22 protein-coding genes and 1 other RNA gene are annotated in these 22,997 nt (G+C 59.7%); 9 read left to right on the forward strand and 14 right to left on the reverse strand.

Going from position 1 to position 22,997, the window contains the following annotated elements; genetic code table 11:
* Nucleotides 1-53: 53 nt before the first annotated feature.
* From glnA to ACLI1Q_RS08625, 3 genes are all read left to right on the forward strand, one after another.
* Nucleotides 54-1,487 carry a type I glutamate--ammonia ligase gene (gene glnA, locus ACLI1Q_RS08615; RefSeq protein WP_239269732.1) on the forward strand — a complete coding sequence of 478 codons (1,434 nt, stop codon included), beginning with the start codon at nucleotides 54-56 and terminating at the stop codon, nucleotides 1,485-1,487.
* 233 nt (nucleotides 1,488-1,720) lie between these two features.
* Entirely contained in the window at nucleotides 1,721-2,665 is a 945-nt protein-coding gene (locus ACLI1Q_RS08620) for a hypothetical protein (RefSeq protein ID WP_239269731.1), read from the forward strand.
* Between the two features lie 30 nt (nucleotides 2,666-2,695).
* Nucleotides 2,696-3,070 (forward strand): hypothetical protein, encoded by a 375-nt coding sequence (locus tag ACLI1Q_RS08625; RefSeq protein ID WP_239269730.1) that lies wholly within the window; start codon nucleotides 2,696-2,698, stop codon nucleotides 3,068-3,070.
* On the opposite strand, the gene ACLI1Q_RS08630 is transcribed toward ACLI1Q_RS08625, so the two are convergent.
* The 4 genes from ACLI1Q_RS08630 to thrC are packed head-to-tail and all read right to left on the reverse strand — an operon-like array spanning nucleotide 3,067 to nucleotide 6,059.
* Nucleotides 3,067-3,612: an NUDIX hydrolase gene (locus ACLI1Q_RS08630; protein WP_239269729.1), complete on the reverse strand. Its 546-nt coding sequence runs from the start codon at nucleotides 3,610-3,612 to the stop codon at nucleotides 3,067-3,069. The genes ACLI1Q_RS08625 and ACLI1Q_RS08630 overlap by 4 nt on opposite strands.
* Before the next feature lie 30 nt (nucleotides 3,613-3,642).
* Entirely contained in the window at nucleotides 3,643-4,437 is a 795-nt protein-coding gene (locus ACLI1Q_RS08635) for a trypsin-like serine protease (RefSeq protein WP_284849667.1), read from the reverse strand.
* A 25-nt stretch (nucleotides 4,438-4,462) separates the two neighbouring features.
* The gene (locus ACLI1Q_RS08640) at nucleotides 4,463-4,609 is read right to left on the reverse strand and encodes a hypothetical protein (RefSeq protein WP_005278279.1); all 147 of its coding nucleotides are present in this window, start codon (nucleotides 4,607-4,609) and stop codon (nucleotides 4,463-4,465) included.
* A gap of 7 nt (nucleotides 4,610-4,616) precedes the next feature.
* The gene (gene thrC / locus ACLI1Q_RS08645; RefSeq protein WP_239269727.1) at nucleotides 4,617-6,059 is read right to left on the reverse strand and encodes a threonine synthase; all 1,443 of its coding nucleotides are present in this window, start codon (nucleotides 6,057-6,059) and stop codon (nucleotides 4,617-4,619) included.
* A gap of 38 nt (nucleotides 6,060-6,097) precedes the next feature.
* Here thrC and ACLI1Q_RS08650 point away from each other — a divergent pair, with 38 nt between their 5' ends.
* Complete coding sequence (locus tag ACLI1Q_RS08650; protein ID WP_239269726.1) at nucleotides 6,098-7,405, forward strand: MFS transporter; 1,308 nt, start codon at nucleotides 6,098-6,100, stop codon at nucleotides 7,403-7,405.
* A 6-nt stretch (nucleotides 7,406-7,411) separates the two neighbouring features.
* Here ACLI1Q_RS08650 and ACLI1Q_RS08655 read toward each other — a convergent pair whose 3' ends face one another.
* From ACLI1Q_RS08655 to ACLI1Q_RS08675, 5 genes are all read right to left on the reverse strand, one after another.
* Nucleotides 7,412-8,188: an AAA family ATPase gene (locus ACLI1Q_RS08655; protein WP_239269725.1), complete on the reverse strand. Its 777-nt coding sequence runs from the start codon at nucleotides 8,186-8,188 to the stop codon at nucleotides 7,412-7,414.
* A 448-nt stretch (nucleotides 8,189-8,636) separates the two neighbouring features.
* Nucleotides 8,637-9,104, reverse strand: a complete 468-nt coding sequence (locus ACLI1Q_RS08660; RefSeq protein WP_034659092.1) for a hypothetical protein — start codon at nucleotides 9,102-9,104, stop codon at nucleotides 8,637-8,639.
* The gene (locus tag ACLI1Q_RS08665) at nucleotides 9,097-9,468 is read right to left on the reverse strand and encodes a hypothetical protein (protein WP_239269724.1); all 372 of its coding nucleotides are present in this window, start codon (nucleotides 9,466-9,468) and stop codon (nucleotides 9,097-9,099) included. Before ACLI1Q_RS08665 ends, ACLI1Q_RS08660 begins: the two co-directional genes overlap by 8 nt.
* Before the next feature lie 97 nt (nucleotides 9,469-9,565).
* Entirely contained in the window at nucleotides 9,566-12,625 is a 3,060-nt protein-coding gene (locus tag ACLI1Q_RS08670; protein WP_411696952.1) for a bifunctional [glutamine synthetase] adenylyltransferase/[glutamine synthetase]-adenylyl-L-tyrosine phosphorylase, read from the reverse strand.
* A 7-nt stretch (nucleotides 12,626-12,632) separates the two neighbouring features.
* Nucleotides 12,633-13,970 carry a glutamine synthetase family protein gene (locus tag ACLI1Q_RS08675; protein ID WP_239269722.1) on the reverse strand — a complete coding sequence of 446 codons (1,338 nt, stop codon included), beginning with the start codon at nucleotides 13,968-13,970 and terminating at the stop codon, nucleotides 12,633-12,635.
* A 195-nt stretch (nucleotides 13,971-14,165) separates the two neighbouring features.
* On the opposite strand from ACLI1Q_RS08675, the gene ACLI1Q_RS08680 reads away from it, so the two are divergent.
* From ACLI1Q_RS08680 to ACLI1Q_RS08690, 3 genes are all read left to right on the forward strand, one after another.
* Nucleotides 14,166-14,291 carry a hypothetical protein gene (locus ACLI1Q_RS08680; RefSeq protein WP_411696953.1) on the forward strand — a complete coding sequence of 42 codons (126 nt, stop codon included), beginning with the start codon at nucleotides 14,166-14,168 and terminating at the stop codon, nucleotides 14,289-14,291.
* Between the two features lie 112 nt (nucleotides 14,292-14,403).
* Entirely contained in the window at nucleotides 14,404-15,204 is an 801-nt protein-coding gene (locus ACLI1Q_RS08685) for a DUF2786 domain-containing protein (protein WP_411696954.1), read from the forward strand.
* Between the two features lie 174 nt (nucleotides 15,205-15,378).
* Nucleotides 15,379-17,136 (forward strand): CYTH and CHAD domain-containing protein, encoded by a 1,758-nt coding sequence (locus ACLI1Q_RS08690; RefSeq protein WP_239269720.1) that lies wholly within the window; start codon nucleotides 15,379-15,381, stop codon nucleotides 17,134-17,136.
* A 62-nt stretch (nucleotides 17,137-17,198) separates the two neighbouring features.
* Here ACLI1Q_RS08690 and ACLI1Q_RS08695 read toward each other — a convergent pair whose 3' ends face one another.
* The gene (locus ACLI1Q_RS08695) at nucleotides 17,199-17,393 is read right to left on the reverse strand and encodes a hypothetical protein (protein WP_023023202.1); all 195 of its coding nucleotides are present in this window, start codon (nucleotides 17,391-17,393) and stop codon (nucleotides 17,199-17,201) included.
* A gap of 251 nt (nucleotides 17,394-17,644) precedes the next feature.
* Between ACLI1Q_RS08695 and ACLI1Q_RS08700 the strand changes: the two genes are divergently transcribed.
* Complete coding sequence (locus ACLI1Q_RS08700; protein WP_411696955.1) at nucleotides 17,645-18,919, forward strand: galactokinase family protein; 1,275 nt, start codon at nucleotides 17,645-17,647, stop codon at nucleotides 18,917-18,919.
* Nucleotides 18,920-18,922: 3 nt separating this feature from the next.
* Here the strand turns inward: ACLI1Q_RS08700 and rnpB are convergent.
* The 4 genes from rnpB to ACLI1Q_RS08720 form a co-directional block, all read right to left on the reverse strand.
* An RNA gene (rnpB, locus tag ACLI1Q_RS08705) (RNase P RNA component class A) lies at nucleotides 18,923-19,376 on the reverse strand.
* 15 nt (nucleotides 19,377-19,391) lie between these two features.
* Nucleotides 19,392-20,552 (reverse strand): bifunctional RNase H/acid phosphatase, encoded by a 1,161-nt coding sequence (locus tag ACLI1Q_RS08710; protein ID WP_239269750.1) that lies wholly within the window; start codon nucleotides 20,550-20,552, stop codon nucleotides 19,392-19,394.
* On the reverse strand, nucleotides 20,549-21,268 hold the full coding sequence (locus tag ACLI1Q_RS08715; RefSeq protein WP_239269718.1) for a zinc ribbon domain-containing protein: 720 nt from the start codon (nucleotides 21,266-21,268) through the stop codon (nucleotides 20,549-20,551). The genes ACLI1Q_RS08710 and ACLI1Q_RS08715 overlap by 4 nt, the downstream gene beginning before the upstream one ends.
* Nucleotides 21,269-22,411, reverse strand: a complete 1,143-nt coding sequence (locus ACLI1Q_RS08720; protein ID WP_239269717.1) for a Nif3-like dinuclear metal center hexameric protein — start codon at nucleotides 22,409-22,411, stop codon at nucleotides 21,269-21,271. It abuts the gene before it with no gap.
* 93 nt (nucleotides 22,412-22,504) lie between these two features.
* Here ACLI1Q_RS08720 and ACLI1Q_RS08725 point away from each other — a divergent pair, with 93 nt between their 5' ends.
* Nucleotides 22,505-22,996: a low molecular weight protein-tyrosine-phosphatase gene (locus tag ACLI1Q_RS08725; protein ID WP_005285561.1), complete on the forward strand. Its 492-nt coding sequence runs from the start codon at nucleotides 22,505-22,507 to the stop codon at nucleotides 22,994-22,996.
* The last annotated feature ends 1 nt before the right edge of the window (nucleotide 22,997 follow it).

The raw sequence follows: 22,997 nt of genomic DNA on the forward strand, positions 1-22,997 counted from the left end.
AAACTAGTAGGCTATAGGCAGATAATTCATCGGCCAACAAACAGGAGGCAATCTTGTCTTTCGAGACAGTGCAGGACATCGTCCAATATATTCAGGATGAGGACGTAAAGTTCGTGGATGTCCGCTTTACGGACGTCCCCGGCACCGAGCACCACTTTTCCATCCCTGCCAGCGAATTTACTGAAGAAGATGCCGAAAATGGCTTGGCCTTTGATGGTTCTTCCATTCGTGGGTTTACCACCATTGAAGAATCCGATATGACGCTGCTGCCGGATCCGGCCACCGCGCATATCGATCCCTTCCGTTCGGCGAAGACCCTGAATATCAAGTTCTTCGTCCACGATCCCTTTACCTTTGAGCCTTTTACCCGTGACTCGCGCAATATTGCCCGCAAGGCCGAGGAATACTTGCAGTCCACGGGCATCGCCGATACCTGTAACTTTGGCGCCGAGGCCGAGTTCTACCTCTTCGATTCCGTGCGCTATGGCACCGATATGCAACACGGTTTCTATGAGGTGGACTCGAACGAAGGCTGGTGGAACCGCGATAACGAGACCAACTTGGACGGCACCCCCAATACCGGTTACAAGACCCGCGTAAAGGGCGGCTACTTTCCCACCCCGCCGTACGATAAGCACAGCGAGGTCCGCGATGACATCGTGGCCAACCTGCAAGAGGTCGGCTTCCAGATCGAGCGTTTCCACCATGAGGTGGGCGCGGCCCAAAACGAGATCAACTATCGCTTCAACTCGCTGCTGCACGCCGGCGATGACATCCAGACCTTCAAGTACGTGGTCAAGCGCACCGCCCAGGAGTGGGGCAAGACCGCGACCTTCATGCCTAAGCCGCTGGCTGGCGATAATGGTTCTGGCATGCACGCCCACATGTCCTTGTGGAAGGACGGCGAGCCCCTCTTCCACGATGAGGCTGGCTACGCCGGGCTTTCCGATATCGCCCGCTACTTCATCGGCGGCATCCTCCACCACGCCGGCGCCGTGCTCGCCTTTACCAACCCAACGCTGAACTCCTACCACCGCCTGGTTCCTGGCTTCGAGGCGCCGATCAACCTGGTGTACTCCCAGCGCAACCGTTCGGCTGCGATCCGCATCCCGATTACCGGTTCCAACCCGAAGGCTAAGCGCATCGAGTTCCGCGCCCCGGACCCATCCAGCAACCCATACCTGGCCTTTGCCGCCATGATGATGGCCGGTGTGGATGGTGTGAAGAACCGCATTGAGCCGCACGCCCCGGTGGATAAGGACCTCTACGAGCTGCCGCCAGCAGAGGCTGAGTCCATCCCGCAGGCACCAACCTCCCTGGAGGCTTCCCTGGAGGCGCTGAAGGAAGACATGGACTTCCTGACCGAGGGCGATGTCTTTACCGAGGATCTCCTCGAGACCTACATCAACTACAAGTACGAAAACGAGATCAACCCCGCGCGCCTGCGTCCCACCCCGCAGGAGTTCGAGCTCTACTTCGACTGCTAAGCCGTCACTGCAAGTTCTCAGCTTGCATTTTCTACAAAGCAGCCACCTAACCAATGCTTAGGTGGCTGCTTTCTTTTGCTTGCGGTGGCACTGCTAGGTATATCCGAGAGCTTCGCCATAATCGCTGCCCACTTTGAGGATGGACGCTCTCCAGCGCACGCATGAGGGTTTTCACCAAATTAAAAGCGGCTCAGTCTAAGTAAGAAGCTCTAGATGAAATTAGAATCTAGGTAGTGACTGATAAATTCCGCCAACTTCCCCCTCCTGGTCCTGCCTGGGCCGGCAGCCTCATGGGCACCTCCATCGTCTCGCGCATGTTGGTTGAAGAAGACATGCTCGTTGCCGCAGGTGTATTTGCGGCACTCGCATGCGCCATCTTCGTCGTGCTGACTGCCGGTTACGCCCTCTACCGCAGTCCGCGGTTTGAGCGGACCACCATGGCGGAATGGTCCATGTTTTTCATCGGCGTCCTCGCGCTTGGGGCGGCACTATCCGGGTTGACGGGCATTGGAGTATTCCGCCTCGTCGGCTTTTGGATCGGTGGCCCCGTCACCGTTATCACGTGGGGCATTCAGCTCACCCGCTTCGATGGAGAGCCGCGTTTTACCTGGGGCCTTCCCTTAGTAGGGCCGATGATTTCGGCATCGGTAGCCGGGTGGCTGGCCCGCGATTATGGGCAGATTTACCACATCATGGGCACCGCGCTCTTCGCCATGTCCTTGCTGACGGCAGTCCCGGTATTTGCCTACGTCTACTGGGCGGCCTGGCACGGCACGGTGGATTTTAGTGGTGGTAAATCCGCCACCGCGTGGGTGCCGCTAGGCGTGGTTGGGCAATCTACCACCGCAATGCAGATCCTCTACCCCGGCAGTATCTCCGTGTACTACGGTCTTATTGCCCTTGCTATTGCCATCCCGCTATCGCTTTATGCGATGGTGACTTTCTATCCGCAAGCAGCCCGCTGGGTTCCCTACTCCCCTGCGTGGTGGGCCTGCACCTTCCCGCCTGGCACCGTGAGCATGGGCGGGCACCAGACAGCATTGGTCAATGGTTCAGAATGGCTTGACGTTATCGCGCTGAGCATTCCCCTGCTCCTTATCGCGCACTGGTGCCTGTGCTCGGCGCGTTTCTTAGGCTGGCTCTGGGAGGGCCGCACGCGCAAAGAACTGACTCACTAGGAGGTGTCTTTCCTCGTCTATCATCGGGCTATGAGCTCTTCGCCTATTACCTTCATCGCCTGGGATGCTGCGGACCTTACCGGGGTGAGGGAAGTGCTCGCCGGTCTGCGGCGCGACGGGGTCTTTTTGTGCCGAGCAGGCCTGGTTCTTGAAACCTCCTGGCTTGGCGATGGCGCCCAGGATTTCTATGGCACCGCCTGGGAATGGGGTCCAGAAGATTGCGAGCTATTTTTTGAGCTCGCGCGGCGGGGAAAGCTGCTGATGACTATCGGTGCCACGGTCATCTGCTGCGGATCCGATAAAGACGCGGCGGAGGCTCAAAAATGTATCGCTCAAGAGCTGGTCGTAGCGAAGAGCGCGGATGAGCTCAAGCAACTACTCATCGGCGCGGAGGAAACGCGCTAGAGCCCGGGCTGCTCGCTGCGCTTCATCCAGCCCATGCGGGGAGAAAACCCCTGCGGGTGCTTGAGGTGCGCCACGGCATCCGCGACCATCAGGCGATGGCGGCGCGACAAGCTATCCGGAAGGTGGGCCACCGAGAACCACTGCGCTTCGGTGTTTTCTTCATCGCTAATGACGGGCTCAGCGCCGTCGGCGACAGATAGGCGCAGCGCGGTGCCCATGAACATGCATTCATCGCCATTAGGATAGGTCACTGGGCCGGACTGGCCAACGCCAAGGAGCGCTTCCACCTTGGCATCGAGGCCTACCTCTTCCTTGACCTCGCGCAAGGCGGTGGTCGTAATCTCCTCGCCAGGCTCACAAATGCCTTCCACAGGGGTCCACACGGCATTATCCGCGCGCTTGACCAGAAGTACGGACGGCACCTCCCACAGGGCCGCACCGGTTGGTACATCGCGGAGAATGATGGCGCTGCACGCGGGGACGAAGAGCTGATCGTGGCCGATAGATTCACGCAGCTTCACAATATAATCAGGCGTTGGCATACCACCTAGCGTAGCCAATCTTGGCTGGTCTTATGCCACGGGGCCGAGGACCTTCAGCGCCAGTTCCTGGATATCCGGTGCGGTGGTAAAGGCCACGTCGATGTTTTGTTGCGTGTCTTCACAGCTATGCCCCTCGTCCAAGGGCTCGGTGATTCCAGAGACCAGCCCCACGATGGTCTGCCGGCCGTCTACATCGCCGTAGACGGGCCCGCCGGAATCCCCGACCGCGCTGCACATCTCCGCCAGGGCCGCATTGGAATCATGTTCTAGACCCTGGTAATTTAGTTGTGTGGAATCCACCGCGTTTTTCACGTTCCCACAGGTCACAATGGTGGAACTGCCCAGCTTGCATACCGCATCCGGCAGCTTGTCCAGCTGCGTCGCTACGGTGGTGGCTACCTCGCCTGGGGTGTAGTAGTCCGCGTCGCGGTACAGCTCGATGAAGGCAACGTCCAAGTGATTAGTCTCCTCGGCAAAGAAATCCGAATAGATCACCTCGCCTACCGGATCGGCTGGGTATACAAAATCGCCCTCTTGGGTTCCGGCCCAGACCTTATCGCCAGGTTTGCCGCAATGGGAGGCCGTCACGGCGATGGTGCGGCCATCGGCAAGCGCGAAGGACCACGCCGCCGTGCAGGACTGGAAGTTAAAGTACTCGCCCGGCTGTGGGTCGCTCGTGGTTAAGTTCAGCGCGGCGCCTGGGGGCACCGGCACCACCGCGGGCTCATAAAACTCGTTCGGCGGCGCCGGCGGTGGCGTGTCGGTGGATTGCGCAACCACCCCATCCTGCTGCTGGGTGGCATCGGTGCTACACGATGCCACCATAAACAGCCCTGCTGCTGCCAGCAGACTACTGGCTATCCGTACCCGCGTCACCTGCAGAGTCCTTGTCCTGTTCTTCCTTATCCGCCTCTGCTTGTGCTTTTAAGTCGCGGATGAATTTTTCCGGATCGAATTCGGTATAGTGCTCCGGCCCTGCGAAGTTTTCTAATGCCATGTGTTTGCTACACCTCCGTGTTCTTGATGCTCGAGGTAATAAAGTCCTTGACCGCTGCGGCATCGTTGGGCAGATCCGCCACGTGGCGCTCCGCGTTCAAGATGTCAGCAAACCGCTCCGGTGGCTGCGGCGCGCTCCCGATGGCCTCGGTGATGGTTTCGCTGAACTTTACCGGCAGTGCCGTCTCCAAGCAGACGATAGGCGTCGTCACGCCCTCTTTTTGGGCCGCACGCGCCACCTTGATGCCATCGGCCGTGTGCGGATCCGCCAGGTAACCATAACGCTCGTTCACGTCCTTGATGGTGGCGAGGCGGTCTTCATGGGTGGAGGAACCGGACAAGAAACCGTAGTCTTCACGCGCGGCCGTAATGAGATCTTCTTCAAGGTTAAACCCGCCTTCTTTGACCTTGGTGCCAAAGAGATCCGCAACGCGGGTGACATCGCGGCCTAAAAGATCAAAGGCGAAGCGCTCGAAGTTGGAGGCGCGGGAAATATCCATAGACGGCGACGAGGTGGCCATGGTTTCCGCGGCCGGACGCGGGCGGTAGTTGCCGGTGCGGAAGAACTCATCCAATACGTTATTCTCGTTCGTCGCCACGATGAGGCGATCGATGGGAAGGCCCATGCTGCGGGCGATATGCCCGGCGCAGATATCGCCAAAGTTACCGGTGGGAACGCTAAAGGATACCTTTTGTTCGTTATTATCGGTGACCTTGATCCAGCAGGAAATATAGTAAACCACTTGGGCCAACAGGCGGGCCCAGTTAATGGAGTTGACCGCACCGATGCGGTAGTTGGCTTTAAATTCCGCATCGCTGGAGACGGCCTTTACCACGTCCTGGCAATCATCAAAGACACCATCGAGGGCGATATTGAAAATATTCGGATCATCCAAGCCGAACATTTGCGCCTGTTGGAAGGCGGTCATGCGCCCAGCCGGAGTCAACATGAAAACGCGGATGCCATCGCGCCCGCGCATGGCGTACTCAGCAGAAGAGCCGGTATCGCCAGAGGTAGCGCCCAAAATATTCAGCGTCTCCCCGCGGCGGGCGAGCTCGTATTCAAAAAGCTCGCCCAAAAGCTGCATGGCCATGTCTTTAAATGCAGCGGTGGGGCCCTCGGAAAGGTGGCCTATAAAGAGGTCATCGCCAAGCTCAGTGACCGGGACGATCTCAGGGGAGGCAAACTTCGGGCTGGTATATGCTCGGGCGGCGATTTTATCCAGATCTTCCTCTGGAATATCATCGATAAACAGCTTGATTACCTCAGCCGCAAGGGCGGCATAGCCGTCAGTTTTGACCACTGTGCGCCACGTATCCAGCGTGGCGGAGTCCAGTTGCGGGTAGGTTTCAGGCAGGTATAGGCCACCATCGGGCGCTAGCCCTCCTAAGAGGATATCCGTAAAGGATGCGGGCTGGCCGGTGGTATCACGGGTCGAAATATACTTCACAAGATGAATCCTAGTAGTTAACGCGTAAGGTATCAGCCATGTCGCAGCCAAATCCAAGAGAAGTTATCACAACCCAGGCGTTAATGATTTGGGTCGCGGCCATGGCGGTCTATCTCGTAGCCATTACCGGGCGGTCTTCCTTCGGCGTAGCCGGCCTCGATGCCATCGAGCGCTTCGGCGTCGATGCCGGGCGCATCGCGGTATTTACCTCCGTGCAATTGGGCGTCTATGCCATCGCACAAATCCCCACCGGCATGCTGATCGATAAATTTGGCCCCCGCATCCTGCTCGTCGTGGGCGCGGTCATTATGGGCGTCGGCCAGGTCATACTCGGCTTTACCAGCAATTACGGGGTAGCCATCTTCGCGCGCGTGCTCATCGGCGCCGGCGATGCCACGGGATTCTTATCGGTAATGCGCATCCTGCCCTACTGGTTCCCGCTGCACCGCACACCGATGTTTACCCAGGTGACCTCCTCCATTGGCCAGATGGGTCAATTCATTTCCGCCGTCCCGTTCCTCTGGTTACTAGGAACAGCCGGATGGACCGCGGCATTCGTGACCTTGGGTGCAGTGGGCATCCTCGTCGCCATTGCCGCCGCAGTCGCGGTCGCTGACTCCCCAGAAAAGCTCGGGGTTATTCCGCTGGAGAAGGAACCACCAAACTCCCAGGGCAGCAGCATCGGTGCGCGCTTGAAGGCGGTCTTTACCTCGCCTATTGCCTGGCAGGCATACTTTATCCACTACAGCGGCATGTTGCCGCTGATTGTCTTTGTCATGCTGTGGGGCATGCCCATGATGACCCAAGGCATGGAGTTGTCCAAGGGCAAGGCCAGCCTCGTACTGACCCTCTTGGCCGTGTTTTTGGTTCTGGTCGGGCCCCTGCACGGCCGGATTTCTTCCCGCGCGCAGAATATCCGCCCCTGGGTCGCGCTCGGGTTCGTCAGCCTGCACGTGCTGACTTGGGTGCTATTCTTCGCCTTCGGCACCGGCGGGGGCCTCGCTGCCATCACCGCGGTCTCCTTCATCCTGGCGCTGTGCACGCCGACGTCGAATTATGGCTTCGACATCGTCCGCGAGAACATGGACCGCTCTGTCGTCGCTACCGCAACCGGCTTGGGCAATATGGGCGGGTTTACCTCCGGCATGTTGGGCGCGCAATTATTCGGCATGGTATTGGACCACTCTGCCGATGCCCCCAATTACTCCATGCCCGATTTCACCTCCGCCTCCCTCGCTGTCTTGGCCGTATGGTTGTGCGGCATGGTCGGAGTCGTCATCACCCACATCCTGCGCCGACGCGGTGGCTACGCGGGGCCCTCCGTGAGGATCGTGGAGGTAACCTAACGCTGCTTATTCGGTCCTTTCGGCCTCATCGACAGCCGCTATCTCCGTGGCTTCCGTCTCTTCTTCCGCTTCTTCTGCCTTTGGATCCAAGATAAAGTTGATGGTTCCCTCTGGATCCGCGAGGAACTCCTTGGTCGCTGCCACGGCTTCGGCCTCATCAAAGGAAATGCGCTGGAAGCCGGTGTCATTTAATTCCACGATATCGGCATTGGGGCAGCCCAGCAAGATCGGTGAATGCGTGGCGATAAATACCTGTGCACCGCGGTCAACGGCTTGGGCGATTTCAGCGATCAGCGCCAGTTGCCGGACAACGGATAAGCCCGATTCTGGTTCGTCAAAGATATATACCCCCGCGCCATCGACGCGCTCATAGAGCACATCGAAAACGGACTCGCCGTGCGAGCGGGCCTGCACGTCCACCTGGGAGGGCAGGATGGAACGCCCGCCGGATTCCTCGGGGGATTGCTCGCGCGAAAGGAGGTATTCATGGGTTTCCGCGCGCAAAAAATAGGCCCGCTGAATGAGTCCCGTGCCCTCGCAGACCACCGGGCTTAACGGCAAGATTGCTTCCGGATCCCCCATCCGGCCGCCCTTGGGAGAACACCCAAGATCCGTTGCCATGGCGGCCAGCAGGCTGGATTTTCCTATGCCGTTATCACCGACGAAAATCGTCACCGGGCGGGTAAAGGAAAAGCGCCTTAAATCTGCCAGGTAATCAAAGACAGGCAGGCTACGGCGATAATCCCGCGGCATGGATTTCAGGCGAACGGCATCAACCAACATGCCTGGCACTTTAGCAGCTGCGGCGGTGCGCGGATGGGGTATTCACGTCATCGCCGCGCTATTGCAGTTGCTAGATCGAATGCGGACTTGAGGTGCAGGAGTAATGGGTCCCCGGTTGCTGCTTGGGCTATGGTCTCTGCTGGAACCGCGTTTACCGCAAAGGCAATACCTAATCCCCCGCTAATAGGAAAGACTATGGCTGCGGCCACCGCCGCGGTTGTGGATAACTTATTCTTGATTGTCATCGTCTCCTCCAGTCCCTCGGTAACGCTCAGCTTGCTTCGTTACCGTTTCGTTATGGGATAACTCTAGGGAGACGAGCTGTTAAAGCCATGCCCCCAGTCTGCCGGTTTCCTGAAACTTCTTGGGCATTCCTCGACTGGAAGGCGCTCAAGCGGCTGCCCCAGCCGAAGCACGAGTCGGGGGCTAAGCAGAGACTGGTACTGACCTAATTAGCCGGGGCGCTTTCAGCCACGATGCCATCGCTGGCTGGGATGACAATCCCCTTTTCAAAGGCACCGATGATGGCCTTTTCATCGTCTTCATCCAGCTCACCAGAGGCCACGGCGCTCTTTAACTCGCGCTCTAGATACTGCCGGACATCAGACTTTCCGGATTTATTCTGGGTAATATCGCGCGGCACCGATTCCAACGGAATACCCAACGCCTTCGCCAGCGACATCACGCGATTGGCCTCTGAAGACGCATCGCCTCCCACTGCACCATTAACCTGGGCGGGCGCTTCTTCCTGCACCACGCCCCCGGCTACGGCATCGCCCACGGTCATCGTCCCTTTAGGCGGGTGATGGCGGTTGGTTGCCCACGTGCCAACGACGACGGCGATTATGGCCGCCACGGCGATACAGCCCCAGAGGTAGATAAGCTTTCTGCGGTGGGCCCCCGGTGATTTAGCCATGGTAATCCGAACTTCCCCCGAAGAATCCGTATCCATTACCGCGCGAGGAATTGCCAGTGCCGCGTTCATTCAAGATATCGATAAGCGAGCGGATCGTGGCCTCCCCAATGCGGTCGCCGCGCCCGCGGGAGCGGGAGTCCGCACTGCCCTCGCGTTCGAAGTCGTCTGCGCGCTGCGGCGCATCGACGTTCTGCCCGGCGCGGGACGCGCCCGTCTGCGGGGCCGAGACCGCGATGGTCAAGGTGGTGCCATCTAATTCTAGGACGTCATCATCACGGACCCCAGCCGCGCGAGCGGCAGAAAGCAACGCGGCCAATTCTCCAACCGTGGCGGAGTCCACATCGAGCTGCAGCTGAAATGACATAACCAAAGATCCTTTCTCTAACTTGTTCCTACTTTAGAGTCCGATACTTTAAAAGTTAAGGGAATTAGCGCTGCATAGACCAAGTTATGCGGCAACTTTAAGAATGCTCGAAGGATTCCTCCTCTCCCCAAAAGACTTCATCGACCACCTTGCGCGCGTGCCGGGTCAATTTCAGGTACGTATCTAAGAAATCCTGGTTATTCTCCGGCGTCCAGCCGGCCGCACCGGCCACCTGTGCCAGTTGTGGTCCGGGCCCAGGCAATTGATCCACGCGCTTGCCGCGCACCAGCACCAACGCATTGCGGGCATCCGTTGCCATCAACCACGCATCTCGCAGGTCACCGGTTTGATCGGCGCTTAATATGCCGCTTTCTTCCAGCGCATCCAATACCGGCAAGGTCCCTGGCTGCCGCAGCTTGGGATGTTCGTGCCCGTGCATCATAATCAGCAGCTGCACCGTCCACTCAATATCGGTCAGGGCGCCACGCCCCAACTTCGTGTGAGTGGTGCGGTCAGCTCCCCGCGGCAAGCGCTCGTTATCCACCCGAGCCTTCATGCGTCGGATGGCGCGAATGGTGGACTGGCTCGCGCCGCTATCCGGGTAGCGGTATTCATCGATCATCTCCATAAAGCGCTGGCCCACTTCCTCGTCCCCAGCGATGAAGGCCGCGCGCAGCAGCGCCTGCATTTCCCAGGCCTCGCCCCACTCGCGGTAATAGCGCTTGTAGGAGGCAATGCTGCGCACCACCGCACCAGATCGCCCTTCCGGGCGCAGGCCCAGGTCGACGTCCAAGGGCGGATCCCCAGAGGGCTTGGCAAGGCGGCGTCGCAGCTTATCGACGATCCCGATGGCCCACCGCATGGCCTCGCCTTCATCGTCCGCAGCCTCAGGCTCTGCCACGAAAAGGACATCCGCATCGGAACCGAACCCAAGCTCACGGCCGCCGAGCCGGCCCATTCCAATCACCGCAATGCGCGCCGGCGGTTCCGCATCCTCGTGGTCGTTCCGCCAGGCCCGCACCTCCGCGCGGAGGGCGGCTTCCAATACCGCGTTCCAGATGGTCGACAGCTCTTGGCACACCTGCTCAACGGGGATAATCCCTAAGAGATCGCCACTGGCGATGCGCGCCAACTCCACCCTGCGCAGCGAACGCGCGACCGCCACCGCCTTATCCGGGTGCGCATGGCGCTTGCTGGAATTGACCAGCGCCTTAGACACCTGCTCCGGCTTGGTTTCGAGCAGCTTGGGGCCGGTCGCGCCATCGGAAAGCTGCTTCACCGAATCCGGGGCGCTGATGATAAGGTCCGCGGTAAATGGCGAGGTTCCCAGAATATGCATCAAGCGCTGGCCTACTATCCCCTCATCCCGCAGGATGCGCAGGAACCACGACCTATCCCGGGCGGCCTCAGATAACTTGCGGTAATTGAGCAACCCCATATCTGGATCGGCGGTGTCTGCCAGCCATTCCATCAAGGTCGGCAGCAAGATGGCTTGAATGCGTGCCTTGCGGGACGTACCGGATGCCAAAGAGGTCAGGTGCTCGAATGCGCGATCCGGCGAGCTATAGCCCAATGCCGCAAGCTGCAGCTTTGCCGCCTCCGGCGAAAGTTTGAGCTCATCGGCGGACATGGTCACCACGGAATTGAGCAGCGGGCGATAAAACAGGCGCGAGTGCAACTCAGAAATGCGCATCCTGATGCGCCGCAAATGCGCGAGCATGCCCTGCACCGCAGACTTAGTGCCCTGCGGGGAGAATCCAGAAATCACCGCGAGCCAGTTCAAGCCCGCTTCATCATCGTCTGCTGGCAGGGTGTGCGTACGGCGGAAGCGCTCCAATTGCAGGCGGTGTTCTAAAAGGCGCAAGAATTCATAAGCCTCAATGAGCTGCGTGCCGTCTTCGCGACCCACGTAGCCTGCAGAGATAAGCGCGTCGAGGGCATGTACCGTCGACAGCGCGCGCAGGGATTCATCAGAACGCCCGTGCACCAATTGCAGCAATTGCACCGCGAATTCGATATCGCGCAGCCCGCCGACGCCCAACTTGAGCTCGCGGTGTTTGAGCTCATCTGGCACATTATCCAATACGCGTCGGCGCATGGCTTGGACGTCTTCCACGAAGGAATCGCGCTGCGAGGCCGTCCAGACCATCGGCCGGATTTGCTCCAAGTAATCCTCTCCCAGCGGCAGGTAACCGGTCATCGCCCGCGCCTTGAGCAGCGCCTGGAATTCCCAGGTTTCTGCCCACCGGCGGTAGTAGGTCACGTGTGAATCCAACGTGCGCACCAGCGCCCCAGACTTACCCTCTGGCCGCAGGTTCGCATCGACATCAAAAAATGTCGTCGACCCGATCCGGTTAAACTCCGCGGCGAGCCGGGTGGCCTTGGGAGTTGCCTCGCTGCCGACGAAGATGACGTCCACGTCGGAGATATAGTTCAGCTCCCCGGCACCGCACTTGCCCATCGCCATGACCGCAAGCTGTGCATCGAGCGGATCGTCGCCGTAGATCTTGCGCACCGCAACGGCAAGGGAGGCCGTGAGGGCGGCATCGGCAAGCGCCGTAGTCAGCGTGGTGACTTGCCGGAAGCTTACCTCCGGCTGCGGTCGGGATTGCCCCTTGCGGGAGTGGAAGGTACCCGCCACATCGTGCGCGGCAAGCCGCATCATCAGCGTGCGGTACTGGGTCCGCATCTCTTTTTTATGCTCGCCCTCGCTCGCGCGGTACGTACCCGGCGCGCTGAAATCCTCCCTCGCCGGATCGGGAGCATCGAGCTCCGCAGCGAACGTTGCCGGCTGCGCGCCGACCACTTCAAGCAGGCTAGTAAGCATCTCTTCTGGCTCCGGAAGGGGCTTTTTCAGCTCCTCCCACAGCTCCGGGTGGGCGGCGAGGTGATCCCCGAACGCCGTCGACGCACCCAAGAGCGAAAGAAGGCGCACCCGCACTTGCTCATTGCTGCGGATTTCCGCATCGAGCTCCGGGGCCTGCTCGTAAATGCGCACGAGGTTATTAAGCGCTAAATCTGGATCACCGACCGCAGCCAGCGTCCATAAGAGGTCAACGGACTCCGGGTTATTCCATCCCAGTTGTTCTAAGTCTTGTGCGGCATGGGACCGGCTAAGGCCCAGCGACGCCGGCGACGGCACCGTGGCAGGACGCATTATTCTCCTAGAAGTTCAGGTTGTTGCGCAGCTCGACTGTCGTAATTTGGCGCTGGTAATCGCGCCATTCTTCCCATTTGGCGCGCAAGAAGAACTCGAAGACGTGCTCGCCCAAGACCTCTGCCATAAATTCGGACTTTTCGAACTCGCGCAGGGCCTGATCCATGCTGGAGGGAAGATCCTTATACCCCATGGCCCGGCGTTCCCGGTGGGTGAGCTGGTGGACATCGTCTTCTGCGGGATCGTCTAATTCGTAGCCCTCCCGGATGCCCCGCAGCCCTGCGGCGAGGATGACGGCATAGCCCAGGTATGGGTTCATGGAGGCATCGATGGAGCGGATTTCCACCCGGCGCGATTCTTCCTTGGTCAGGCGGTACGTAGGCACGCGCACTAGGGCGGAACGGTTCTGCACACCCCACGTGGCCGAGCCCGGCGCCTCATTGCCAAACATCAGCCGCTTATAGGAGTTGGGCCACTGGTTGATAATGGGGCTCATCTCCGTAGAGTGCTCCAAAATCCCGGCGATGAATTGCTTAGCGGTGTGTGAGAGCGAAAATTCATCGTCCGGATCGTGGAAGGCATTGGACTGGCCTTCAAACAGGCTAAAGTGCGTGTGCATTCCTGAGCCCGGAAGGTCCTCAAAGGGTTTGGGCATAAACGTTGCCCGCACATCGGAATCCGTGGCCACCTGCTTAATAACCCGCCGGAAGGTCATAATATTATCCGCCATGGTCAGCACATCGGCGTGGCGGAGATCGATTTCCTGCTGGCCCGGCGCGGTTTCGTGGTGGCTAAATTCGGTGGCGATGCCGAGTGATTCCAGCGCAAGCATGGCGCGGCGGCGAAATAGCGGCGCGGTATCGTGCGTCGCTTGGTCGAAATACCCGCCATTATCGGTGGGGACCAAGTCTGTCAGTTCCTTGCTGTGTTCCAGCAGGTAGAACTCAATTTCTGGCGAGGCCATGCAGGTAAATCCATCATTGGCGGCCTCGGTGACCTGGCGGCGCAGGATATGGCGCGGATCTACCACAGAGGGCTGGCCGTCTGGCTGCGCAATATCGCAGAACATGCGCGCCGTTTGCAGGTCCGGTTCGTTGTCATCAAAGGGCAGGATTTGGAAGGTGGAGGGATCCGGCAGCGCAATGGTGTCTGATTCCGAGATGCGGGAAAACCCCTCTACCGACGAGCCATCAAAGCCAATCCCCTCCTCAAAGGCGGATTCGAGTTCGGAGGGGCTCATCACTACGGATTTGAGGGCGCCCATGATATCCGTGAACCACAAGCGGATAAAGCGGATATCGCGTTCCTCAACGGTGCGTAAGACGAATTCGTGTTGGCTATTCATGCCCTAAACCTTACCGGCTCACCGCTAGCCAGTGTGCAGTTCATTAGTCAATTTCCACATGGTCAGATTCGCAGGTCGGCAGAGTATTCAGGGGGTAGCAAGCGGGGGTTAATGCAGCAGGTACGGCTTCGTGGACGTGCTTTGCTAGTGGGGCAAGCGAACACCTGTACAACCTTTCTAAAGGAAGAAACTAGTATGACCTCCCACGTTGATGAACTTTCTGCCAGCGTTATCGATGCCGTAGTTACTGCCGCCCAATACGGGTGGTCCCCGGACGATTTGTGCCACGTCCTGGGCGCTTATTCCTATCCCCTCATCTAGCGCTAGCCCGCACGTACCTGCCCGCATCACCTCACCCGCGCTACGCAAAGCGTGGCTGCAATTAGAAGCACCGCAAGAAAATTTCATTCCCCGCGATAAGATGCGCGCCATCATGAAAGAGCTGGTGCACCTGCCGCGTCTGCGCGATACCGAGCTTTTGTCCGGCGGCGAACTCAGCCAGGCCGATGGCTCTAGCGACAAGCAGGATAAAATCCGACAAAAGGTCTTGGGGCTATTGCGCAAGGCCGAGTCCACATCCTTTGCAGAAGAGGCAGAGGTGCTTATTTCTAAGGCCCAGTCGCTGCAGCAGAAATACCGCATCGAAGATCTCTTAACCGTGGACCAGCCCCGCCTCATTTCCCACCGCGTGCACGTTCACCCGCCATATATCAAGCACCAGGTCACATTGTTAGGCACCATCGCCAATGCCAATGGATGCACCACCCTCCTCATCCACGAAAAGGGTCTTGCCTGCATCATCGGCGCGCCCGAAGACGCCGCCCACTGCGCCGATCTGTTCTCCTCGCTGAACCGCCAATGCGATTGGTACATGCGCAATAGCGAGGGTGCCGAGTTTGCACGCGCGACACAGACCACCGCGTCCTATCGCCGGAGCTTCCGGCTTTCCTATGCCGCCCGGATCGGGGAGCTGCTGGAGTTGGCCAATGAAGAGGGCATCGAAGAAAAACTCGATGAATCTCCCTATTGCAGCCACCACGCAGAGCTCATCGCCACCCAGACGCTACCTGCGCTCCAGGCGCGCACCGATCATGCTGTGGAAACCCGAGACCGCCTATTTCCCAATCTGACCACATCCTCGCTATCCATGAATAGCCTGCATGGCATCACTGATGGCATCACGGCTGCGGATAAGTCTCACTTGGGTGGGCCTGCCACTGGCATCGATTCTTAATACCGACGGCCCCTCACCCCGCGGCTTCTTCTGCCCGCTTTCAGCCCATGGTGCCGGCTGCGCATTTCTACCTGTGCGCACAGCAAACGCTGCGAAATTTTTCAGGCGCGTGCTGCTCGTCACGGGTAGGATCACAGGTGAAATTAATTGTTGTAAAAGCTTAAGGGTATGTGAATGTCAACACAGACTTTCCTGGAAGTAGAAGCGAAATTCGCCGTAGCAGAATCGACTCAACTGCCTGAACTCACTCGACTCGAATCCGTTGACCATATTGCAGAAACGCGCCACCACGCTCTATCCGCCATCTATTACGACACAGAAGATTTGCGCCTAACGCACGCCAAAATCACCTTGCGCCGCCGCACCGGCGGCAATGACGATGGCTGGCACATCAAGATCCCCAGCGAGGGTGGCCGGACCGAGCTCCATGCCGAGCTGGGAGAACCGGTAGACGGCAAGTACGAGGTACCCCAAGAGCTGGTACGGCAGGTGCGTTCCATCGTTCGCCACAACGAGTTAAACCCCATCGCGCAGGTGGATAATAACCGCACCGAGATGCTGCTTGCGGATGAGCACAATAATCCTGTCGCGGAATTTTGCGATGACCACGTCACCGCCTTTTCCTTCCTGCCCGGCGGGCAGCAGCAATCCTGGCGCGAATGGGAAGTGGAGCTTGCCGGTGAGCTTCCAGGCACCGAAGAAGGAAGCCACTTCATTCGCCGCGCCACTTCCCTTCTCATCGGCGCTGGGGCTCGCGTTTCCTCCTCCCCGTCTAAGTTGAAGTCAGCCCTGGGAGATTCCTACAACAATGCTCCCCTACCGCCAGCACTCGTAACCCCGGATGTTGACGAGGATTCCCCGGCAGCCGCAGTTATTACAGCGCTGCAAGCCAACCGGGACAAGCTCATTGATTACGATCCGCGCGTTCGCCGCGATGAGTGGGACTCGGTGCACCAGATGCGCGTGGCCACCCGCGAGCTGCGCAGCCACCTGCAGACTTTTCACGGCATTGTCGTCGGCCCACAGATTGAGAAGATCGAAGCCGACCTCAAAGAACTCGCCGGCATTTTGGGCGTAGCCCGCGATGCAGAGGTCGTGGAAGAGCGCTGGCAAGAGCTCTTGGAGTCCGAGGACTCCGATACCTTGGATGCCGCCACCCGCGAACACATCTCCCGCGACATGGGTACCGCCTACCGCCGGGCGCACCGCAGGGTTGTCGCCGCGCTAAATTCTGAGGAATACCTCGAATTGCTCGAGTCCCTCGACCGCCTCTTGGCGGATCCCCCAACGGCCGGTGCCCAATCTGCAGAAGATGCCGACGGCGAGGACGATTCCGCTACCGTGGACGCGGACGGGGATACGTCTGAGGATGCAGCCGAAAGTTCAACCGATGAATCTGCGGAAACGCACCCCGCAGAGGAAGAATCGGCCGCTGAAAAGAAGACGGAAAAGTCACCTTCCACCGGCGATGCGGAAGCCGAGGACGTCGATGCCGTCATGGCACGCCACTTGGAAAAGGCCTATAAGAAGCTAGTCAAGCGGCATAAGAAGGCCGTGGACAATTGGGATAACGCGGAGCTTTCGCTGCACGAGCGCGAGGATTATTTCCACGATATGCGCAAGGCTGCCAAGAAACTGCGTTACGCAGCAGAAGCAGCCGGTTCCGCAACGAAGCTAAAGACCAAGCGCCTATACAAGGCCTGCAAGAAGATGCAATCGGTCTTGGGGGATTTCCAAGACTCGGTTACCTCACGGGATAAATTGCTAGAACTGGCCCACGCTTCGCACCGCCGCGGGGAAGATACCTTTGGTTACGGCCTGCTGTACCAGCGCGAACGCGCCATCGGCCTGGCCGCCTTGGATGATTACAACGAGTCTTTCAAGGACATCAAGGCCGCATTTAAGCCGCTGCGCAAGAAGCTGAAGAAGTAGCGCGCGGCAGCGGCACCAGCCGTGCCGCATTGGTAGCTGCTAGATGATGGTTGGGAAGTTAACTAGTCCCAGCCATCATCTTCTTTATCTGCAGCATCGGCGGCCTTGGTGCGAGCGCGCGCGATTTCTATGGCGTGCTCGGCCTCTTCGCGGGTGTCATAAGGCCCCATGCGGTTTTCCCAGCCGGACACTTTGCCTTTGCTAACTTCCTTGGTGGAAGGGTCGTAATACCACTTCTCATCTGCTGTAGTCGCCACGGTAGTCCCTTTCGTCTATATACTTTGGACAGCACGTGTGCGCTGCCCGCCTGTGGTTGGTGCCCACACTACCCATGCATGAAAACACGCGCCCGCTAGAATATGAGGGCAGTATTACTTTTCATGCCTCCCTTGCACCGTCAAGCAGAGCAAGGGAGCCGCTTTACCGGCTACTTTGTCCATGGCGCTTGACCGCGCCACGTAGCCGCGTGATTTTTATCCGCCGAATTGGAAAAGGAGCTTTTGCCTTCATGCCACTGTGGTCGACGCCTAAGTCCCCTATCGCTGAGCGCGTTGCACAACAACACGCTTCTATCGTGGGAACGGAGCCCACCCATGTCGCCAGCGCGCCCGCGACCTGGCCGCTCATTGGTGAGCATATCGATCATTATGGAGGCATCGTCGCCGCAAGCCTGTCGGATCTCCGCGCAGCGGCGGCCGTCAGTTCGCGCACGGATGGCATCGTTTCCGTCCACTACGTGCCGGCAATTGGGGAGCCTGCGCACGATTCCATTGGCCTGAAGGAGGTGGCTGCGCTCGCTGCGGCGCAACAGCCCACGACGGATTCGGAGGGGCAACCGGTCATTCCGCCCGCAGCAGAAGGTGGGCTGGCCGCGCGCATCGGCGGCATCGTACACACCATGGTCAACCGCCAGTTACTGTCCAGGGAGACGGCTGGGGCGGATATCACCATCGTGAGCGATATCCCCAACGATATCGGCTTAGGCGCCGCATCGGCGGCGGATGTTGCCGTAGCGCTTGCCTTAATGGGCCCAACAGATAACCTCGACGCGCCCTTGCGCGTGCGCGTTGCGGATGTCTGCACGCAGGCGGTGACCACCTTTGCCCATAAGCCCGCCCTTCGCGCGCGCCACACCGCCGCGCTGCGCAGCAGTGGCGACGGTGTGTGCATCATCGACTATGCCGATGGCTCGGTCACCCACGCGCCCCACGTCGTGGACCAAGACGTGGTGGCCTTCGCCGTGGCGGTGCCCGGGAACACTGCGGAAGAACAGTCACAGGCAATTGACTCCATCCGCCAGCGCCAGCAGTTTGTCGATGATGCCTGCCATTCTTTCGGCACAGAGTCGCTGCGCTTATTGCCCGATGCTCAACAGCGCGTGGTGGAGTGGCTCCAGGCGGTGCACAAGGTCTACGGCGAGGAGGGCCGCCCCAGCATCAATGCGGCTACCGAGTGGATGGCATTTTATGAGGAAGAGACCTCCCGCGTGGAGCACTTCGTGCGCTACCTGCGCTCGCACCGCCGCAATGAGCTTTTCCCCATTGTGCTGCAATCGCAGGCCTCGCTGACCAATATCTATGGCTTCGATTCCGCAGAAAAACTCGCGGAGCTGGTCACGGTCCGCGGGGCGGTGGCCGCGCGCTCGGCGCATGCGGGGTTATCTAGCGCCGTTATTGCTTATGTCCCCAGCAACCGCGCGGAAAACTTCGCGGCGGATCTGGCAGAAGACGGTTTCCTGCTGGTGAATCTGGCCGCAGGCGAGCCAGCCAAGGTAGAAGATTAAGGGCGAATGAGCCGGCCTATAAGCCGGATTCTGTCTAACCGCGGCGCCCCATTAAACAGAACGCCGCGCGGCGAACATCCATCTAGACCAACCGTTGCCGGTTGGTTCCAGCAGCTACCTTCAGGCTCGAGCGAGCAGCCTTAAAACGCCTGATCGGGCTCTGCAACGTGGCAGGGCCGTGATGCCTTGCTCCCGGTGGGGTTTACCCAGCCACCGCCATCGCTGACGGTGCTGGTGCGCTCTTAACGCACCGTTTCACCCTTACCTTGTGCCCCCAACTTGGGCCGAAGCGCAAGTGGAGGCACAAGGCGGTCTACTTTCTGTTGCACTTGCCCGCGGGTCGCCCCGGGTTGCCGTTAGCAACCACCGTGCTCTGTGGAGTCCGGACTTTCCTCGGCGCCCACGTAGCAGCACCAACGCTGCCCGTTTGCGGCGACGCGATCGCCCGGCCGGCTCATTCGCGCTCTTTAGTCTAGCGCAGCCCCTCCAGGTGTCCCACATCGTTGAATCCATGCACCATAGAGCCGCCGTCCCAGAACTCAACGTCCGATAGCGCCGCCAGATCCAAAAACAGGTGTTGGAAGGTGGCAGGACCTGCGTTCAGGGCCTGGCAGAGGAAGGATTTGATGGGGTTGACGTGGCTGACAATCAGCACCGTCTTGCCGCTATAGCGCCGCTGCAATTCCTTGCGGACAGCCCGCACGCGGCGGTTGACGGCCTGCAGCGACTCCCCGCCGGGGCACGGTGTGGCGGCATCGTGGAGCCATTGCTCGTGGATCTCAGGATCGCGCTGGTGCGCTTCGGCCGCGGTCTTTCCTTCCCACTCGCCAAAGTCCACCTCGCTCAGGCCCTCTTCGGTCACTACCTCGATATCGCGGCCATGCGCGACGGCGGCAGCCGTTTCTTGGCAGCGCTTCAGCGGCGAGCACACGATAGCGTCGATGGTGGTACCGGCAAGGGCCTGCGCGGCGGCGAGCGCCTGCTTTTTGCCCAATTCCGTAAGCTCCGGATTGGCGCGGCCAGAGTATTGCTTGGCGGCAGACATTTCGGTTTGGCCATGGCGCAGCAAAATAAACCGGGTTGTATCGCCGCGCTCGCCCAACCAGTCGGAGGGATGCGGCGCGGAGGTATCCCACTCCTGCTCGCCCTTAGCTGGCTCGGCATCGGACGAGGATTCGGCGGCAGGCTCGTCGGTCTCGCTCTTGACGATGCCCACCTTGTGCCCCGCCGCGGCCGCATCCATCGCGTCATTGGATAGCGCATCCGCCACCTTGTTTTTCGCGCGCGGGACCCACTCGAGACTGAAGGAAGAAAAGCCGCCGATAAGCGTGCGAGCCTTAAGGGCCAGTTTTTGCATATCGGGGTGCTTGATTTTCCAGCGCCCGTTGATCTGTTCCACGACGAGCTTGGAATCCATATAGAACTCCACCTCGCTGGTACCGAGCTCAGAGGCGGCCTCGAGTCCGCGCAATAAGCCGTGGTACTCCGCCACATTATTGGTGGCCTTAGTACCTACCACATAGACGATTTCGCGCAGGGTGGTTGTGCCATCCGCGGCATAAACGACGGTGCCTGAACCGGCTACTCCGGGATTGCCGCGCGAGCCGCCATCTGCGTAGATGATGACCTTCATGATGCCAGGCGCACCAGGTAGGAGCCGCAGTCGCTGCATTGCGGCAGCTCATCGGCAGGCGCATTGCGCACGGCGTTTTTATCGGCGGGTGGCAAGACGATGAAGCAGCCGCCGCAGGCCCGGTTGGCCTTAAACTGCGCGGCGCCAACGCCGTTTTCTTGCCGCTGCGCGTCGTATTCCTCCAGGACATCGGAGGGCAGCTGTTCGCGCAAATCCGCGATGCGCACGGCGGGATCGGGCTGGTTATCCGCGGCCTCTTGGGCGGCGTCGGCGGCGCGGCGCAGCATTTCTAGCTTGCGCTCGGAATCCGAGACACGCGCGCCGTGGACGTCCAAGTTGGAGCGCAGCGCGTGGATCTCGTTGTGGGCTTCTTGCAGCTCACTCATTAGATCTGCGATGCGGGACTTGGTGGCGTAGAGATCGTGCTCGATGTCCTTGCGCTTTTCGGTATCCAATTCGGCACCGAGCTGGCCCTTGTCATCGCGTTCGCGCCGGCGCAGCTTGCGCTCATCGGCCTGGATGCGCAGGATTTCATTTTCCATGTCATCGACTGCCATCTGCGCGGAGCCGGAAGCATCGAGCAGGCGCTTGTGTTCCTGCTGCGCCTTGTCGTACTCAACCTTTTCTGGCAGCTCTTTTTCCCCGCCAATGCCTTGCGAGCGTTCCAGGTTGGCCAATTCCAGCAGTACCGGCTGTAGTTCTTGCGATAGTTTCACTTATGACTCCTTTGGGTGCGCGGAGATAGTCCACGGATCAGTGCGCAGGCTAATAATTTCCGTATCTAGTTCTAATGCTGCTTCTACGATATCGCTTGCTTGGGCCGTCCAGGGAAATTCGCTGGCCCAGTGGGCCGTATCGATGACGGCTGGTCCCCCGGCGCGCAGATGCTCGTCCACCGGGTGGTGGCGCAGATCGGAGGTGACATAGACATCGACGCCCAGCTTTGACGCAGCTGCCAGGAAGGAATCCCCGGCGCCAGACGAAACCGCCACGGTGCGCACGGTCTGCTCCGGGTCGCCGGCAGCCCGGATGCCCCACGCGGTCTCTGGCAGGGCGTTGGCCACCTGCTGCGTAAACTCCCGCAGCGTCATCTCGCGGGGCAGTTCGCCCACGCGCCCCAGGCCCAGCGCGGTATCAAGGTCGCCGTTTCCGGCCGTTTCCACGATGTCATAGGCGGGCACCTCATACGGGTGCGCCTCGTGCAGCGCCGCAATCAGCGTGGCCCGCAACGAGGCGGGAGCCACAAACTCCACCCGTATCTCTTCGCCGCGGTGCAGCTTGCCGATGTCCCCTTCTACCGGGTCCGCGCCCTCCTCCGGCTGGAATTGGCCTTTGCCTGCGATATCGAAGGAGCAGTGAGAATAGGCGCCGATGTGACCTGCGCCGGCATCGAAAAGCGCCTGCTTTACCTGCTCCGCACTGCCGGTAGGAATATGCACTCCCCACTTATCGATGGTCTCTGGGGCCTCCGGCACGATGGGCCGCCCCGGAGTAATGCCCACGAGTTCCGCGAGCTTATCGTTAACCCCTGGACGGGCCTTATCGGCGTTGGTGTGGGCGGCAAAAAGCGCCACGCCATTTTTAATCAGGGTGTGTACGGCCTTGCCCTTGGGCGTGTCGGCCGCCACGGATTCCACGCCGCGCAGTAGCAGTGGGTGGTGGACTACCAACATATCCGCGCCGAGCTCAACCGCGCGGTCCGCAACCTCTTGGGTGCAGTCCAAAGCAAAGGCGACGGTGCGCACCTCGTCTGCGGGATCGCCGCAAATAAGGCCTACGGCATCCCACTTTTCGGCCAAATGGGGCGGATAGGCCTGGTCCAAAACGCGGCGCACATCGCCCACTCGCACAGCAGACATGGGGATACTCCTTTATGCTCGATTCTTGTAAATTACGCTAGTGCTATATCCTGTCTCCCGCACTACAGTACTATCTGCGCAAAGGGTTTTCGCATGACTGAATCTTCTTCTCACTCGGGTCTCTACCTCGTCTTTGTGTGCACCGGCAATATTTGCCGCTCGCCCATGGCCGAAATCATCGTGCGCGATGAAATGGAAGATGACATGCTGGATCTCCTCGCCACGGTGGATTCCTGCGGGCTCGGCGGCTGGCACGTGGGGCAAGGCGCGGATGAGCGGGCCGTGGCGGAGCTACGCCGCGCCGGACACGATGGCGCCTCCCACCGCGCATCCAAATTGGGCGAAGAGCACATGGACGCCGATCTCTTCATCGCGATGGATTCCGGGCACTATGATTCGCTCATCGATTTAGGTATCGAGCCCGCCAAGGTCCGCCTGATGCGCAGCTTCGATCCCAATTCCCCGGAAGGCGCCGAGGTCGCAGACCCCTACTACGGTACCGAAGAAGACTTCGAAACCGCGCGCAAGAATATCGAAGCCGCCGTCCCCGGCCTGCTGGATTGGATTCGCGAGAACCACGACTAGA

Source organism: Corynebacterium limaceinasi (assembly GCF_046717465.1).
In the GTDB taxonomy this organism is placed as follows: Bacteria; Actinomycetota; Actinomycetes; order Mycobacteriales; family Mycobacteriaceae; genus Corynebacterium.